The sequence below is a fragment of the Streptomyces griseorubiginosus genome (assembly GCF_036345115.1).
Taxonomy (GTDB): domain Bacteria; phylum Actinomycetota; class Actinomycetes; order Streptomycetales; family Streptomycetaceae; genus Streptomyces; species Streptomyces griseorubiginosus_C.
This window is the reverse complement of sequence record NZ_CP107766.1, coordinates 6,236,972-6,252,738: the sequence shown is the minus strand read 5'-3', so window position 1 is coordinate 6,252,738 and position 15,767 is coordinate 6,236,972. Positions and strand designations below refer to the sequence as shown.

14 protein-coding genes are annotated in these 15,767 nt (G+C 71.7%); 5 read left to right on the top strand and 9 right to left on the bottom strand.

Translation table 11 applies throughout. The features are described 5' to 3' along the window. The first annotated feature begins 21 nt into the window (after window positions 1-21). Entirely contained in the window at window positions 22-1,068 is a 1,047-nt protein-coding gene (locus tag OHN19_RS28335; protein WP_330266910.1) for a hypothetical protein, read from the top strand. A 113-nt stretch (window positions 1,069-1,181) separates the two neighbouring features. Here OHN19_RS28335 and OHN19_RS28330 read toward each other — a convergent pair whose 3' ends face one another. Both OHN19_RS28330 and OHN19_RS28325 read right to left on the bottom strand, forming a co-directional pair. Then, complete coding sequence (locus OHN19_RS28330; RefSeq protein WP_330269728.1) at window positions 1,182-2,366, bottom strand: glycosyltransferase; 1,185 nt, start codon at window positions 2,364-2,366, stop codon at window positions 1,182-1,184. 143 nt (window positions 2,367-2,509) lie between these two features. After that, a complete protein-coding gene (locus OHN19_RS28325; protein WP_330266909.1) occupies window positions 2,510-3,661 on the bottom strand; it encodes a serine hydrolase domain-containing protein in 1,152 nt (383 codons plus the stop codon). Window positions 3,662-3,897: 236 nt separating this feature from the next. Between OHN19_RS28325 and OHN19_RS28320 the strand changes: the two genes are divergently transcribed. Next, window positions 3,898-4,254, top strand: coding sequence for a hypothetical protein (locus OHN19_RS28320; RefSeq protein ID WP_330266908.1), 357 nt, complete (start codon window positions 3,898-3,900; stop codon window positions 4,252-4,254). Here OHN19_RS28320 and OHN19_RS28315 read toward each other — a convergent pair. From OHN19_RS28315 to OHN19_RS28300, 4 genes are all read right to left on the bottom strand, one after another. Then, a complete protein-coding gene (locus tag OHN19_RS28315) occupies window positions 4,241-6,022 on the bottom strand; it encodes a TIGR03767 family metallophosphoesterase (protein ID WP_330266907.1) in 1,782 nt (593 codons plus the stop codon). The genes OHN19_RS28320 and OHN19_RS28315 overlap by 14 nt on opposite strands. A gap of 232 nt (window positions 6,023-6,254) precedes the next feature. After that, the gene (locus OHN19_RS28310) at window positions 6,255-6,701 is read right to left on the bottom strand and encodes an NUDIX hydrolase (RefSeq protein ID WP_330266906.1); all 447 of its coding nucleotides are present in this window, start codon (window positions 6,699-6,701) and stop codon (window positions 6,255-6,257) included. A gap of 9 nt (window positions 6,702-6,710) precedes the next feature. Continuing rightward, a complete protein-coding gene (locus OHN19_RS28305) occupies window positions 6,711-7,631 on the bottom strand; it encodes a pyridoxamine 5'-phosphate oxidase family protein (protein WP_330266905.1) in 921 nt (306 codons plus the stop codon). A 2-nt stretch (window positions 7,632-7,633) separates the two neighbouring features. Next, complete coding sequence (locus OHN19_RS28300) at window positions 7,634-8,092, bottom strand: VOC family protein (protein ID WP_330266904.1); 459 nt, start codon at window positions 8,090-8,092, stop codon at window positions 7,634-7,636. A gap of 109 nt (window positions 8,093-8,201) precedes the next feature. Here OHN19_RS28300 and OHN19_RS28295 point away from each other — a divergent pair, with 109 nt between their 5' ends. Further along, entirely contained in the window at window positions 8,202-8,744 is a 543-nt protein-coding gene (locus OHN19_RS28295; protein WP_330266903.1) for a CGNR zinc finger domain-containing protein, read from the top strand. A 227-nt stretch (window positions 8,745-8,971) separates the two neighbouring features. Next, window positions 8,972-12,280, top strand: a complete 3,309-nt coding sequence (locus OHN19_RS28290; protein ID WP_330266902.1) for a S8 family serine peptidase — start codon at window positions 8,972-8,974, stop codon at window positions 12,278-12,280. A 68-nt stretch (window positions 12,281-12,348) separates the two neighbouring features. On the opposite strand, the gene OHN19_RS28285 is transcribed toward OHN19_RS28290, so the two are convergent. Both OHN19_RS28285 and OHN19_RS28280 read right to left on the bottom strand, forming a co-directional pair. After that, a complete protein-coding gene (locus OHN19_RS28285) occupies window positions 12,349-13,062 on the bottom strand; it encodes a hypothetical protein (protein ID WP_330266901.1) in 714 nt (237 codons plus the stop codon). Window position 13,063: 1 nt separating this feature from the next. Next, a complete protein-coding gene (locus OHN19_RS28280; RefSeq protein WP_330266900.1) occupies window positions 13,064-13,597 on the bottom strand; it encodes a sigma-70 family RNA polymerase sigma factor in 534 nt (177 codons plus the stop codon). 304 nt (window positions 13,598-13,901) lie between these two features. Between OHN19_RS28280 and OHN19_RS28275 the strand changes: the two genes are divergently transcribed. Then, window positions 13,902-14,918: an aspartate-semialdehyde dehydrogenase gene (locus OHN19_RS28275; protein ID WP_330266899.1), complete on the top strand. Its 1,017-nt coding sequence runs from the start codon at window positions 13,902-13,904 to the stop codon at window positions 14,916-14,918. Window positions 14,919-15,136: 218 nt separating this feature from the next. On the opposite strand, the gene OHN19_RS28270 is transcribed toward OHN19_RS28275, so the two are convergent. Further along, window positions 15,137-15,613, bottom strand: coding sequence for a DUF1203 domain-containing protein (locus tag OHN19_RS28270; RefSeq protein WP_330266898.1), 477 nt, complete (start codon window positions 15,611-15,613; stop codon window positions 15,137-15,139). Between the last annotated feature and the right edge of the window lie 154 nt (window positions 15,614-15,767).

Below are 15,767 nucleotides of genomic sequence, written 5' to 3'. Positions count from 1 at the left end.
AGGTGCGGGAATCTCCGCTGCATGAACCACAACACCCCGGTCCCCCCGCTCTCCCCCCGCCCCCTCCGTCACCTCGCCGAGGTGCACCGCCGTGTCATGACGGCCGGCCGCCTCCGTTCGCAGGGCGTCTCGGCCGCCGAAGCCAACGAGCAGTGCCGGCCCGGCGGCCCCTGGCAGCAGCTCCTCCCGGGCGTCTTCCTGCTCCACCCGGGCCCGCCGACCAGCGAGGAGCGGCTGCACGCGGTACTGATGTACGCGGCACGGGAGCGCGGCACCGGGGTGCCCGCCCAGCCGGGCGCGGAGGACCCGCACCGGCCGGTGTACGCCGAGGCCATGATCACGGGCCTGGCGGCGCTGACCCTGCACGGCTTCAGCTCGACCCCGCCGCTGCTCTCCCTGGACCGGATCGACGTGCTGGTGCCGCGGATGCGCCGGCTGCGCTCGGCGGGCGGCGCGCGGATCGTCCGCACCTCGGCGCTCCCGGCCCCCGAGCAGGTCACCGGCCTCCCGGTCGCCCCGGTGCCGCGCGCCCTCGCGGACGCGGTCACCGAGCTGACGGACCCGGGCGCGGTACGCCGGCTGCTGACCGAGGCGGTGCGCGGCGGCCACTGCGAACCTGCCGCCGTCGTCAGGGAGTTGAACAACGCCAAGCTGCTGAGCCGCCCGCACGTGGTGGACGCGGTGGACTCCCTGCTCGCCGAGGGCCGCGCCATCGCGGAGGACCGCCTGTACCGGATGGTCCGGGAGTACGGCCTGCCCGACCCGGTGTGGAACGTCGACCTGCGGCTCCCGGGCGGGCCGCACCTGGGCGGCCTGGACGCGTACTGGCCCGAGCAGGCGGTGGCGGTGGAGCTGGACACCCGGGCACCCCGGCAGGACGAGGACGCGCTCTGGTCGGAGTACGCGCGCAAGCGGGAGCACCTGGAGCGGCTCGGCATCACGGTCGTCCACATCACCCCGCGCAAGCTCCGCGACGCGATGGAGCAGCAGGCCACGGTCGTCCGTACGGCCCTGATGGCCTCCGGTGACCGAGATCCCGCGGCCTATGTCGTGGTCCTGCCCCGGTAGTGACGGACCGGGGAGGGATCAGGAGGGGAGAGGAGGGGCCCACCGGGACTGGGGAACCGGGGGCCCCTCCTCGTCGCGTGCGCCGGAGCCCTCCTTGTCGCGAGCGCCCGCTTCTAGAACGGCTCCGGAAGCGCCGGGCGGGTGGCGTTCGCGGCGGCGCGGTCCAGCAGGGCCGCGTACGACGCGATCATCCTCGTACGGCTGAAGCGTTCCCGGCTCGCCGCGAGGGCCGGGGCGAGGTCGGCGCGTGAGGCCACCGCCCGCGTCCAGGCCGCCGCGATCGCCTCCGGGTCAGGGTCGGTGACCAGACCGACGCCCGCGACGATCGCCGCGCTGTCGCCGACGTCCGTCGCCACCGGGACCGCGCCGCACATCATGCCCTCGATCAGGCACAGCGGGGCCGCCTCGCCCCACGCGGAGGTGAGGGCGACGACGTCGGAGGCGGCGTACAGCAGCTCCATGTCACGGCGGACACCGAGCAGGCGCAGCCCCCGGTCCGCCAGGCCCGCGGCTCCCGCGAACGCCGTCGCGATGTCGGCGGTGAGTCCGGGGTTCGCCGCCGTCATGCCCGCCCCGCACAGCAGCACCCGGCCGTCCGGGACGCGGGCGAGCCAGGCGCGGGCGGCGGCGAGCAGCAGGGGGACGTTCTTCATGCCGTCGTAGCGGGCGGCGAAGACGACCACGGGGGCCGCGGGGTCGATGCCGAGCTCCGCGCGCAGGGCACGGCGGCGGGCCGCGTCGGGGCGGAAGCGGGCGAGGTCGACGCCGTTGGGGATCACGTGGAGCAGGTCGGCGGGGACGCCCGCGGCCTGGTAGGCGGCCCGCGTCGACTCGGCGCAGCAGACGCAGGCCACGACCGTGCCGTCGGCGATGGCGGCCTTCAGCTCGTCGAGGGCGGTGCCCTGGTTCTCCGGGTCGGAGCGGTGCAGACAGACCACCACCGGGCGGCGCGGCAGGCCCGCCTGGTTGAGCAGCCCGAGCGGCTGCTCCTTGAGGGAGAGCACGACGTCCGCGCCGGCCGTGGCCCGTGCGGTCTCGGCCAGCTCAGGGCCGGTGAAGCCGGCCGGAACGCCGGGGCCGTGGAAGGTGCGGCCGAGGGAGGTGACGCCCACTCCGGCGGCGGTCAGCGCCCGGTAGCAGGCGTCGTCCGTCATCCGCTGCCGGGTCGCCTCCCGGTGCACCTCGCCGTGCAGGCTCAGCACCTGGTGGCGCTGGCCGCCCTCGGTGAGGCCCAGCACGATGTCGCTGTGGACGATCCGGGCCCCACCGGAGAAGAAGCCCTCGTAGACCGACAGCACTCGCAGTTCGTGTCCCGTACGCACACGACCACCCGCCTTGCACACAGATCGAGCCATCCCCGTGAAGTGCGGGTTAGCCGATATGAGGCGGTACGGACGTTACGTCCGGATGAACTGCGTGCTTCCGGCCGGGGTCGGGGCGCCTACCTGCCGCAGAACTCCGCCTCGACCACCGCGTCGGTGTCCCCCGACCAGTCGCCGTTGAAGTTGAAGGCGAGGGAGTGCCGGCCGTCGGCCGTGGTCACGGCCACGGAGTTGGAGCCGTGGATGCCGCCGTCGTGGCCCCAGACATGGACCCCGCAGCTGAGCTTGCGGTCGATGAGCCCGAGGCCGTAGCTGGCGTTCGGGATCCCCTCGACGGCGACCGTGGCCTTCATCTCCTTCAGCTGCTTCGGCGGCAGCAGCCTGCCCTTCAGCAGGGCGGAGTAGAAGCGGTCGAGGTCGGCCGAGTCGGAGATCATCTCACCGGCCGAGGAGGCCAGTGAGGGGTTCAGCCTCGTGACGTCGTACGTCGGTCCCGTCGCCGTCTGCGCGAGCTTGGAGTAGGCCCGGCTGCTGGGCCGCGGGACGGTGACGCGGGTGCCGGGGACCGAGGTGGCGGTGAGGTGGAGGGGCTCGATGACCCGGTCCCGGATCTCCTCGCCGTACGACCGACCGGTGACCTTCTGGATCACCATGCCGGCCAGCACGTAGTTGGTGTTGGAGTAGTTCCAGGAGGTGCCCGGAGCGAAGTCCGGCCGGTGGGCCATGGCCACCGCGACGAGCTGCTCGGGGGTCTTGGTGTCGTAACGGTGCCTGAGGAAGCCGTCCTTGAGGAAGTAGGTGCGCCCGAAGGTCTCGTCGGCGGTGTAGTTGAAGATCCCGCTCGTGTGGTTGAGCAGCTGGCGGAGCGTGATCCGGCTGCCGTCATGGCCGTTGCCGTGGACCACTCCGGGCAGCCACTTCTCCACGGTGTCGTCGAGCGACAGCCGCCCCTCCGCCTCCAGTTGGAGCACGACGGTGGAGACGAAGGTCTTGGTGATCGAGCCGACCCGGTAGCGGTCGTCCGCCGAACGCGGGGCGTGGGTACGGAGGTTGCCCACCCCGGCGGTCGTCGACCAGGTGCGCCGGCCGTCCTTCGCGGTGAGCGTCACCCCGGGCACACCGTCCTTCACGGCGGCCCGGACGGCCTGCCGGGTGGCCCCGTGCGGGTCGGCCGGGTGCGTGTCGGCCCCGGCCGCCATCGCCGGGGCGGCGAGGCCGGTCGCGAGCGCCACGGCGGCCGCCCCGACCACCACAGTCGTACGTACGGTCATGTCTTCCCCCTGTTCCGGCACGCTCGGCGAGCGCGATCGGCGGGAGAGACTCGCTCCGGGAGGGTGAGGTTGAGGCTGGTCCGGCCGGTTGAGCGGGTTTCAGCTAAATCTTGCGAGGAAGATCCAGCGGTCCCGCGCGCGAGGGACTGCCCACGTGAGACCGGTCGTTCACTCGATGGGGTGGTCGATCTCGAACGTGCAATGGCTTCTCGTGCTGTTGTGTACGTTCGGTGATCGTGAAGCTGGTGGTGCAGGTGAAGCTGCTGCCGACGCCCGAGCAGGCTGCGGCACTCGAAGCGACCCTGCGCGCCTGCAATTTGGCCGCCGCGTGGGTGAGCGAGATCGCCTTCGAGCGCGGGGAGTTCAAGAACTTCCCCCTGCGCAAGCACGCCTACGACGTGGTCAAGTCGCGCTGGATGCTGGGCGCGCAGGCCGCCCAGCATGTGATCAAGAAGACCTGTGACGCATATGCCACGCTGAAGGCGAACCTGAAGGCCGGCCACCCCGCAACCCTCGGGGCGGGACTGGACGCAAACGCAGCATCACCGCCAGTGATGCACGTTGTGCAAGCCCGGCGCTCTAGCGTTGGGTAGTTGACCCCTTCTTGAGGACCAGCTCCGTGTTCCGGTCCACCGAGCCGCCGCCCAGCTTGTCGCTCGAACCCGGGGCGTTGTAGGCCAGTTCGCGGTAGAGGGCGGCGAGGCCGGTCTGGGAGAGGTCGGTGAAGTCGGTGCGGTGGGGGGCCGCGGACTCGACCAGGGTGGTGAAGATCGAGAGGGTGCCGTCCTTGTTGTCCACCAGCTCGATGATCCGGGCCAGGTGCGGGAAGTCGATGTGGGAGGCGGTGGAGATCTCCCAGAAGGAGCGGCCGTCAGGGGCGGAGTGGGCTGTGATCACATTGCGGTGGATGTGACCGTTGACCCAGGCCAGGACGTTGCTGTGGCTCGCGAGGAGGGCGACGACGTCCTTGCCGCCGTAGCGCCGCTCGCCCGGGTGGGCCGGGTCCCGGCGCAGGTTGTCCATCGAGTCGCTGGTGTGGTGGCTGAAGACGACGACGAAGGAGTCCTTGTTCTCCCGCAGCGTCCGGTCCAGCCAGCGCAGCTGCTTGGTGCCGATGGAGCCCTGGTAGTGGCCGCCCGGGTCGGTGGTGTCGAGGCTGACGCCGATCACGTCGTCGGCGATGCGGAAGCTGTAGTACTGGGTGCCCGCGTCGAGGTTGGCGGTGGAGTAGCCGTGCCCGACCGGGCCCACGCCCCGGTACGCGGGGTCGAGGTGGGCCTTGAGGTAGTCGCGGGCGGTGTAGGGGGCGCGCCGCTCGTCGGGGGTGACCGAGCGCATGTTCCGGGTGTGCGCCTTGAGCAGGTCGCGGAAGGCGTGGCCCTGGGGGTCGGAGGCCTTGCGGATCATGTCCTGGAGCTTCTTCGCCTCGGACGCGGGCAGCGACATCAGCTTCTTGCCGCCGACGGCGTACTCGGCGAGCCAGGAGTCGCCGTGGCCGTAGCAGCCGAGCGGCAGGCTGTCGTGGTTGCCAACCGTGGAGTACCAGGGGATGTTCAGGCCGGGGCTGTTGACCTCGCGGATGGCGGCGGCCAGGTAGCCCTGGAGGTGCGGGAAGCCGAGTTGCTTGTCCTGGTCGCGGGTGGTGGAGTCGGGCTGCCAGTACTGCTTGAGGCCGCTGTTCTGGACGCCTTCGTAGTGGCGCGGGTCCCCGGAGTTGGGGGTGATCCGGCCGCCGCTCATGACGGTGAGGAACCAGTCGAGCTCGGTGTGGGAGTTGTTGTCGGTGTTGTCGCCGGTCGTCATGGCGAACTGGAGCGGGGCGCCGGTGACGGGTCCGCCGCGCAGCGCGTTGATCCGCTCCACGAGCGAGATCGCGCCGGGCACGGTGAGCGCCTCCTGGGGCCGCCAGCTGTGCACGTCGGTCGAGCGCAGGTACTCCAGGCGCGCCGGGTGCTGGCTGTCCATCAGGTGCAGGTCGGTGAACTGCACGAAGGCGGCAAGCGAGGTGCGGCGGCCGGCCCGCCCGGATTTCGGGGCGGCGAGTTCGGAGCGCACCGTGCGGCTCCAGCCGGGGCCGTCGCCGAGGCGCCGGTAGCCGGAGGAGGTGCGGGGGGCGGCGATGGAGGCGACGGTGGTGCCGCGGGTGTACGGGGCGAGGGGGGCCTCGACCGGGGCGGCGGCCCGGTGGACGGTCCGGGTCATCGGCGCCCCGGCGGCACCGGTGGTCGTCGCGGCCTGGCTGTCGGTGGGCCGCAGGGCGTAGCCGACGCCCGCGGAGGCGGCGGCCGCGCCCGCGGCGGCGAGGACGGTACGGCGGTGGACCGCCGGCGTGGTGCTGGCGACAGAGCGTATGCGCGACATGGCGCGATCTCCCCGAGTGCGAACTGCGTCGGCAGTGGTCGCGGGTGATCGCGTTCGCGAACAACCCGCTCGCTCTGGATGCTTGGCACCGGGAATGACCTGCGCGTGAACGAGGCGGCAACGCGCAACGCCGATCACCGTACGTGGATCTTCGCCCACCCCGCGCGTTCGGGAGCGCTCGTCGAACGGCCGGGGGGCGGTCACGCCGTGTTCATCTTGCGGGGTACGACACCTAGTCCGCGGGCCGCCCGGTCACCGGCCGCTCGCGCCACAGCCGCAGGCCGAAGTCGACCATGGGCACCCGGTCCAGCGCGGGTACCGCGTCCAGGTCGTGCCATGCGGCCATGTCGGTGGAGCCGCCGACCTCGTACCGCAGTTCGCCGCCGGTGACGCGGGCCTCGTACATGAGCCCCACGTGGTGCTGGTCGGTCCTGCGGCCGAAGCGGCGGCGGGACGGGAAGCGCACCGAGCGCACCCCGAGCAGACCGGTGACCTCGACGCGGTACCCGGTCTCCTCCGCCACTTCCCGCAGCACGGTGTCATGGAGGTCCTCGCCGTGGTCCATGCCGCCACCGGGCAGCGTCCATTGACGCCGGCCGTGGTTGAGCCAGCGGGCCAGCAGGATCTGACCGTCGCGAACACACACGGCGTAGGCCGCCACCCTCAACTTCTTGCGCATACGGGCAAGTTAGCCCGCCGGGTCCGGATTGGCCGGTGAGTATTCGGGCGCGGACCAGCGCAGCGGGACGGCGGACGGGGTCTCGATCGCCTCCCGCGCGGTGAAGCGGACCCTGCGTTCCGGACCGAACTCGGTGTGTGCCTCGCCGGTCAGTTGCAGTGCGGTGCCGGTCGTCCAGTCGAGGAAGAGCAGTCCGGCCCGGGGGTCCGCGGTGAGGTTGCCGAGGGTCAGGAACATGGAGTTGCCGGGGTAGTCGGGCCAGCTGAGCTCGTTCGGTGAATCGACCCGTACGAAGCCGGGGTTGCCGCCCCGGTGGCTGACGTCGGCGCCGCCCCGGTGACCCGCGGAACCCTCGTCGTCGGCCGCCCCGCCCTCGTGCACGGTGGCCAGGAAGAAGGTGTCGGCGAGGGCGACGAACCCGGCCTGCTCGTCGGTGAGTTCGGCGGCGCGCCGGGGCTCGTCCGGCCGGCGGTCCGGCACGAGCTCGTAGGACTCCCTTCGCTGGAGGTACCTCGGGCAGTTCGCGAACACCTGGTCGGCGTCCACCGCGAACCCCCGTGCGGTGGGCGTGAGTCGGCCGTTGAGACGCATCCGGCGGCGGGTGCGGGGGTCGAGGGCGATGGTGCCGACGGGGGTGCCGGGTGTGGCGAAGGCCGCCGCGAGGGGGTCGGAGGGCGGCGGTGCGGTGGTGACCGAGACGCGGTGCGGGCCCGTCGCCCGCACGAAGCCCGGCGTCCCGGTGAGCGGGGAGGCCCAGACCCGGCCCGTCGAGGGATCCGCGGCGCCGACGACCAGCAGCGGCTGGAGTTCGAGGAAGGCCGCCGCGACCTCCCTGATGCCCCGGCCGACCGAGCGGCCCACGTGATCGGCCTGCGCACGCACCCCGACCCGGTCCTGCACGGCCCGCGAGCCCGCGTGATAGACGCCCATGACTAGAAGAACCCGCAGGTCGGAGCCGCACCAGAAGGTGCGGGTGCGCCTTCGGCGCCGCTCGGCACGGAGATCTCCAGGCGGGTGCCGTCGGGGTCGTGGAAGAAGATGCCGCCCGACCCGGCGCCCTCGCGGTGGGCGACCACGCCGTCGTGGGCGAAGTCGGCGCCGTAGGCCCGCAGCGCCTCCTCGTACTCCCTGACCCGCTCGATGGAGTCCGCCTCCAGGGCCAGGTGGTGCAGGCCGGCGCGGTCGGGGCCGTACGGCTGCCCGGCCTGCTGCCAGAGGGTGAGGGCGAGCCGCTCGCCGTCGCCGAGGAAGGCGTAGCGGCGGCCGCCTGCGGGTCCGTCCTCCTCCTTGCCCTCGGCGAGCAGCGAGAAGCCGAGGACGTCCCGGTAGAAGGCGAGCGAACGGTCGAGGTCGGTGACGTTCAGGCCGATGTGGCCGGTGCGCAAGGTCACGGCTGTCCCCTTCAACTTGATTAACCCTTGTAGGTGACTTTAAAGGTTAGAAGAGCCATGCGCAACCAGTCACGTACACTTGACCGGTTAGAACGAAAGGGAGCCCCCCATGCCCGCCACCCGCGACCCCCGCCCGCTCACCGGCGAACCGCTCGCGCTGGACCTGCTCAACACGCAGTGGATGAGCGACGGGACCCTCCAGGACCTGCTCGCCGACGTCGGCGGTCTCGCGGTGTGGCTCGACTCGACCGGGCTGAGCGGCTCGCACGCCCCCGACAGCCGGATGCTGCGGAACGTGCGGCAGGCCCGGGAGGCCGTGCGGGCCGCGGTGGACGGGTCGCCGCAGGAGGGGGCGCCGCTGGTCGACGCCGTGCTCGGACACGGCCGGGTCCGCCTCTCGCTGACCCCTCAAGGGCCCGTCGAACTGCCCGAGTTGAGCGACCCCGCCTGGGGCCCCGCCTGGCTCGCCGCCCGCAACTACCTGGAACTGCTCGACACCGCGCCCGACCGGATCCGCTCATGCGCCCACGAGTCGTGCGTGCTGCACTTCTTCGACACGTCGAGGAACGGCACCCGGCGCTGGTGCTCCATGGCGACCTGCGGCAACCGCGCGAAGGCGTCCCGGCATTACGCGCGCACCAAGGAAGCGTGAAGGCCATCGGGGCGAATTGACCGCTTCCTCACGCACCTTCACCGATGTCCCAAAGGGCATCGCGGGTTTTCCCCATACACCCATATCGATTCGGTCAACTCTCCCTAAACATCCTTCCCATGCGTAAAGCTGGGCGGTCATCCGGGGTCTTCTTCCGGATCACCGTGGCCAGGACCGATCGGTCCCGGTCACACACCCGCTCGTTCCTTTACCTACAAGGGATGCCGATGACCCTCACCCCCCAGCGCGCCCCGATATCGGGCGCGAGACGTGTGGCGCGCATAGCAGCGGCCGCCGGACTGGTCGCCGCGCTGTCCGCGGCGGGGCCGATACCCATGGCCTTCTCTGCAGACGCGGGCACCACCCCCGCGGCGTCGGACCCGGGCCTCAAGTCCGCCGACCAGAAGCTCGGTTCGGACGACGCCGACGCGCTCGCCGAGGCCAAGGCCGCCGGCGACAAGAACATCACGCTCATGGTGGCCACCGCCCCGGGGAAGACCGAGCAGGTCGCCGACCAGCTGGACGCGGTCAAGGGCGGCTCGGTGGGCCAGACCTACGACAAGCTCGGCTACGTCCGCGCCACCGTCCCCACCGGCAGGGCCGACTCGGCCATCGCCGCCGCCGCGAAGCTCTCCTCCGTGCACGGCATCGACGTCAAGCAGGACATCCCGCTGGACGACCCGACGCCGAGCGCCGACACCGCCAGGGGCGCCGCGAGCAAGGGCACCAAGGCCTACCCGGCGCCGGGCAGGAAGACCCCCGCCACGAACCCGTACAACCCGTCCTTCGAGACGGGCGCCGTCGACTTCGTCGAGGACCACCCGAAGGCGGACGGCCGCGGAGTCACCATCGGCATCCTGGACTCGGGTGTCGACCTCGGCCACCCGGCGCTCCAGAAGACCACCACCGGTGAGCGGAAGATCGTCGACTGGGTGACGGCGACCGACCCGATCACCGACAGCGACGGCACCTGGCGCGCGATGACCACCTCGGTCTCCGGCCCCAGCTTCAGCTACGGCGGCCAGACCTGGACGGCGCCCGCCGGGTCGTACCAGGTCAACCTGTTCCGCGAGTCCGTGACCGCGGGCGGCGACGCCAAGGGCGACGCGAACCGCGACGGGGACACCACCGACAGCTGGGGCGTGCTCTACGACGCCGCCGCCGGCACGGTCCGCGTCGACCTGAACAACAACCACGACTTCGGTGACGACACCCCGATGAAGCCGTACAAGAACGGCTTCCAGATCGGGTACTTCGGCACCGACGACCCGTCCACCGACGTGGTGGAGCGCCAGCCGTTCGTCGTGGAGATCCGCAAGGACGTCCCGATGGACCCCTACGGCGGTGACTGGGTCGGCCAGAAGCGCGACTTCGTCAACATCGGCGTCATCGAGTCCGAGCACGGCACCCACGTGGCCGGCATCACCGCCGCCAACGGCCTGTTCGGCGGCAAGATGAACGGCGCGGCCCCGGGCGCGAAGCTCGTCTCCTCCCGTGCCTGCACCTGGACCGGCGGCTGCACCAACGTGGCGCTGACCGAGGGCATGATCGACCTCGTCGTCAACCGCGGCGTCGACATCGTCAACATGTCGATCGGCGGCCTGCCGGCGCTGAACGACGGCAACAACGCGCGCGCCGAGCTCTACACGCGCCTCATCGACACCTACGGCGTCCAGCTGGTGATCTCCGCGGGCAACTCCGGCCCCGGCGCGAACACCATCGGCGACCCGGGCCTGGCCGACAAGGTCATCTCGGTCGGCGCGACCATCTCCAAGGAGACCTGGGCCGCCAACTACGGCTCGGCCGTGGAGAAGAAGTACGCCATGATGCCGTTCTCCTCGCGCGGTCCGCGTGAGGACGGCGGCTTCACGCCGACGCTGTCGGCCCCCGGTGCCGCGATCAACACCACCCAGACCTGGCTGCCGGGCTCCCCGGTCGCCGAGTCGGGCTACACGCTGCCGGCCGGCTACTCCATGCTCCAGGGCACCTCGATGGCCTCCCCGCAGGCCACCGGCGCCTCCGCGCTGCTCATCTCGGCCGCCAAGCAGAAGCACATCGCGCTGACCCCGGCCACCCTGCGCACCGCCCTGACCTCGACCGCCGACCACATCAAGGGTGTGCAGGCGTACGAGGAGGGCGCGGGCCTCATCGACATCGTGGACGCGTGGGACTCCATCAAGGACGGCGCCACCGCCCACGACTACACCGTCAAGGCCCCGGTCGACACCGCGATCGACCAGCTCCTGAAGACCCCGGGCTACGGCACCGGCATCTACGACCGCGAGGGCGGTCTGAAGGCCGGCCAGAAGAAGACGTACGACGTCACCGTCACCCGTACGTCCGGCGCGGACAAGGCGCTCCGCCACGAGCTGTACTTCGAGAACAACGCCGGTGACACCTTCCGGATCCTCGGCAAGGACGACATCAAGCTCCCGCTGAACCAGCCGGTGACCGTCAAGGTCCAGGCCCAGCCGAGGTCCGCGGGCCTCAAGAGCGCGATCCTAGTCGTCGACGACCCGAGGACCGAGGGCGTCGACCAGCAGATCCTGAACACGGTCGTGGTCTCGGCGCCGGTGAAGTACACCTGGTCCGCGTCGAACACCGTGCAGCGCAACAGCACCCAGTCGTACTTCGTGACCGTGCCCGCGGGCGCCAAGTCGCTGGAGGTCGCGATCGGCGGGCTGAAGGACAAGAGCCAGACCCGGTTCATCGCGATCCACCCCTACGGCGTCCCGGTCGACAACACCGGCACCCCGTACTGCTACAACAACTACCTCGACGGCAACGGCTGCAAGCCCGACGCCCGTTCCTACGCCGACCCGCAGGCCGGTGTCTGGGAGATCGAGGTCGAGTCGCGCCGCACCTCGCCGCTGCTCGACAACCCGTACAAGCTCGACGTCGCCGTCTACGGCGCGGTCTTCGACCCGGAGACCGTGACCGTCCCCGAGGCCAAGGTCGGCACCCCGGCCACCGCCTCCTGGAAGGTGACCAACACCCTCGCCGCGATCGACGGCAAGCTGGCCGGCGGCCCGCTCGGCTCGTCCAAGACGGCCCGCCCGACCATCGCCGAGGGCGCCACCCAGACCACCACGGTCGAGGTGCCCGCGGGCGCCAAGTCGCTGGACGTCGCCATCGGCAACGTCTCCGACGTCTCCGCCGACCTGGACCTCACGGTCTACGACGCGGCCGGCGCCGTGGTCGGCCAGTCCGCCGACGGCGACTCGGAGGAGGCCGTCTCGGTCGCCTCGCCCGCCGCCGGTACGTACACCATCGAGGTCGTGGGCTACTCGGTCCCGGCCGGCTCCACGGCGTACGACTACCAGGACGTGTTCTTCTCCAGCGCCCTGGGCACCGTCACCGTCGCCGACACCCCGGTCAAGCTCGCCACGGGTGCCTCGACGACCGTCTCCGGCAGCGTCACCGCCCTGGCGCCCGCTCCGGAAGGCCGTGAGTTCTTCGGCCAGGTCAGCCTCGTCAACGCGCGCGGCACCGTCGCCGGCCTCGGCAACGTGAAGATCGAGAAGGTCACGCCGTAACACTTCTCCGTACGGCGATCAAAAGGGCGGGCGTCCGTGAGGGCGCCCGCCCTTTCCCGTGCCCCGGTTCAGCAGGGCAGCGTGCGCGACTCGGGCAGCGAGGCGGTGATCCAGGCCCGCTCCCGGGCGATCGCCTGGGAGCCGACGACCCAGTGGTCGGGGACCGGGGAGCCCTGGCTCACACCGAACAGCACCGCGGTGCCCTTGGTGAGGGGTTCGGGCAGGTCGTACTCGTCGACCACATAGGTGAGGTCCTTCGCGCCCCGCGTCGGCGTGAAGTAGTGGCTCACCCGCACGGTGACCCGGACCTGTCCGGAGGCGGGCAGCTCCTCGACGGCGGTGACCTCGCCCTCGGCGACCGTGGTGGCGCAGGCCAGATAGGCCGGGCCGCCGAAGCGGACCCCCGACTCCGCCTTGGAGGCCGAGTCGGCGCTGGAGCTCGCGTCCTGGTTCATCCTGCCGCTGTGCCCGAGGAGCCAGCCGAGCCCCGTGACGACACTCGCGGCGGCGGCCACGGCGAGGGTGCCGAAGGCCAGGGTGCGGACGCGGCGGCGGGCCGGGGAAGGCCGTAGCCGCGCGGGAACGGGTTTCGGCTCGGGCGGCGGTTCGGCGAGCGTCTCGCCGAGGATCCCGAGCTGTTCCCTCAGCAGCGCGATGTCGGCCTCGGCGGCCCGGTACCCGGCAAGAAAGGCGGCGTCCGCGAGGGCCTCGTCGGCCGGCTCCTCACCGGTGATCGCGGCCATGAGCGCGTCGCTGTCGTACGTCTCGTTCTCGGCGCTCATGTCACACCACCTCGTCCTCGTGCAGGCGGGCGCGAAGGGCCCGGACCGCCGTGTGCAGGCGGCTCTTGACCGTGCCCTCCGGGACGCCCAGCTCCTGGGCGATCGAGCGCACCGGCAGGTCGGCGAAGAACCGCAGCACGAGGACCTGGCGCTGCTGGTCGGGCAGCTCGTCCAGGCCCTGCGCGACGGAGAGGGACAGCACGCTGGTGTCCTCCCCGGAGGGGAGCTCGTGCTGCCTGAGCGAGGCCAGCCGCTCCCCCAGCCGCTCCTGGCGCTTCTTCGCCCGGTGCCAGTCCATGGCGAGGTTGGAGGCGACGACGGCGGCCCACGCGGACACGTCCCGCGGCGCCTCGTAGCCCTTGGCCGCCCGCTCCAGCAACCGCAGGCGGACCTGCTGCACCCCGTCCGGCAGGTCCGCCTGCGGCACCCCGCCCAGCGCGAGCACCGCTCGCACCCGGCGTTCCTGCGCCGCGTCCAGGGGATCCCCTTGCTGTTCCCCCTGGCCACGGCGGACGATTCCGCGCAGCACAGACACCCTCCCCTCACCGCGTTTCTCCTACGACGCGGGTGGCGCCGGAAACGTTCGTTCGGAGCCGGGAGAATTTCTCCGAGGCGTACGTCACACCGGGCGCGGCGCGCCGCACGGCTTACGGCGCGGAGCCGCAGGAGGGCGAATTTCTCCAGCTCAGCGGGGGTGCGACGCGAGTTCCGCAACCGGTGATCGCGAGCCCGCGTCCCAGCCCTCGGGCATGGAGGACAAAGAATTGGACAGGCTGACCCGGGTCGGCCGCATGATGGAAAAGCCGCAGACACATCCAGGACACGCAGAGGGAGTCACCGTGAGGGTCGGAATCGTCGGAGCCACCGGTCAGGTCGGCACGGTCATGCGCGGGATCCTCAAGGAGCGGAACTTCCCGGTCACGGAGCTGCGCCTCTTCGCCTCGGCGCGCTCGGCGGGGTCGGTCCTGGACGGCGTGACGGTGGAGGACGCGGCGACGGCGGACTACACCGGCCTGGACATCGTGCTGTTCTCCGCGGGCGGCGCGACCTCGAAGGCGCTGGCCGAGAAGGTCGCCTCACAGGGCGCGGTCGTGATCGACAACTCCTCCGCCTGGCGCAAGGACCCCGAGGTCCCGCTGGTCGTCTCCGAGGTGAACCCGCACGCCATCGCGGACCGCCCCAAGGGGATCATCGCCAACCCGAACTGCACCACGATGGCCGCGATGCCGGTCCTGAAGGTGCTGGACGCGGAGGCGGGCCTCCAGACGCTGATCGCCACCACCTACCAGGCGGTGTCCGGCTCGGGCCTCGCGGGCGTGGCCGAGCTGCACGGCCAGGTGCAGAAGGTCGTCGCCGACGCGGACAAGCTCACCCACGACGGCAGCGCGGTCGACTTCCCCGAGCCGCAGGTCTACAAGCGGCCCATCGCCTTCAACGTCCTGCCGTTCGCCGGCAACCTCGTCGACGACGGCCTGAACGAGACCGACGAGGAGCAGAAGCTCCGCAACGAGTCCCGCAAGATCCTGGAGCTCCCCGAGCTGAAGGTCTCCGGCACCTGCGTGCGCGTCCCGGTCTTCTCCGGCCACTCCCTCCAGATCAACGCCCGCTTCGCCCGCCCCATCTCCCCCGAGCGCGCGACGGAGATCCTGGCGGGCGCCCCCGGCGTGACCCTCTCGGACATCCCGACCCCCCTGCAGGCCGCCGGCCAGGACGCCTCCTTCGTGGGCCGCATCCGCCGCGACGAGACGGTCGACAACGGCCTCGCCCTGTTCGTCTCCAACGACAACCTCCGCAAGGGAGCCGCCCTGAACGCGGTCCAGATCGCGGAGCTGGTGGCGGCCGAGCTCAAGCGCTAGCCCGGGGCCTGCGCACCTCGTCGAGGAAGTGGCCGTCGGCGCAGCCAGCGGCGGGCCCTCCGGTGGGCGCCCGCTGAGGGGCACCCGTCGCGCCGCCCGGCCCCGCGCACTCGTCGGCGTGGACATGTGCGGAGCCGGTGGCCGCCGACCTCAAGGACTCGGCCGGGGGCCCGCGCACCTCGTACGGGAAGCGCGCCGGTGGCCGCAGGCCTCAAGCGCTAGGCCGAGGGCCTGCGCACCTCGTAGAGGAAACAGCCGTACTCGACGGCCCGGACGTGGACGAGCGCCACGGACGGGTCGTCGAACGCGTTGCGGAAGGCGTCGTCGGTGACGGTGTCGACCAGTCGTCCGCCGAGGATGCGGCCGTCGGCGGAGTAGCGGCGCACGGTCCGGTGCGCGTCGGCGAAGGGGTGGCCCTGGAGGTCCGGTCCCGCGCACTCCTCGGCGTGGATGAAGACGGGGCCCTGTTCGTCGTACGCCCCGGGCCGCGCGTCCGTCCCGGCCGCCCAGCGCCGCAGCGGGGCGTAGGAGACGAGCGCGATCCGCTCGCCCGGCGCACTGCGGCGCAGACAGCACCGCAGGGGTGCCCCGCCCTCCTCGTCCGTGACCGGGGACATCGGGTGGCCGGCGTCGTCGGTCACGCGGAGTTCCTTGAGTGCCTGCGAGTCGATGGGGAGCGCGGTGTAGGTCGTCATGGGACCAGGCTGGCGCTCCCGGCCGGGAAGGACCGGCGGAAATCGGACGCGACCCTCCCAGCCCCAGCGAAACCGCAGGGTATTCCCTCGAACCGTCGGAGACAGTTCGTGGAAGGATGACCGAACCGCCGAACCCACACATAACGAGGAGATG

Bases quoted from the DNA above. Each gene is read 5' to 3' on its own strand.
- OHN19_RS28310 (WP_330266906.1), bottom strand. From the start codon at position 6,701: ATGCGCAAGAAGTTGAGGGTGGCGGCCTACGCCGTGTGTGTTCGCGAC.
- OHN19_RS28315 (WP_330266907.1), bottom strand. From the start codon at position 6,022: ATGTCGCGCATACGCTCTGTCGCCAGCACCACGCCGGCGGTCCACCGC.
- OHN19_RS28285 (WP_330266901.1), bottom strand. From the start codon at position 13,062: ATGAGCGCCGAGAACGAGACGTACGACAGCGACGCGCTCATGGCCGCG.
- OHN19_RS28335 (WP_330266910.1), top strand. From the start codon at position 22: ATGAACCACAACACCCCGGTCCCCCCGCTCTCCCCCCGCCCCCTCCGT.
- OHN19_RS28305 (WP_330266905.1), bottom strand. From the start codon at position 7,631: ATGGGCGTCTATCACGCGGGCTCGCGGGCCGTGCAGGACCGGGTCGGG.
- OHN19_RS28295 (WP_330266903.1), top strand. From the start codon at position 8,202: ATGCCCGCCACCCGCGACCCCCGCCCGCTCACCGGCGAACCGCTCGCG.
- OHN19_RS28270 (WP_330266898.1), bottom strand. From the start codon at position 15,613: ATGACGACCTACACCGCGCTCCCCATCGACTCGCAGGCACTCAAGGAA.
- OHN19_RS28325 (WP_330266909.1), bottom strand. From the start codon at position 3,661: ATGACCGTACGTACGACTGTGGTGGTCGGGGCGGCCGCCGTGGCGCTC.
- OHN19_RS28290 (WP_330266902.1), top strand. From the start codon at position 8,972: ATGACCCTCACCCCCCAGCGCGCCCCGATATCGGGCGCGAGACGTGTG.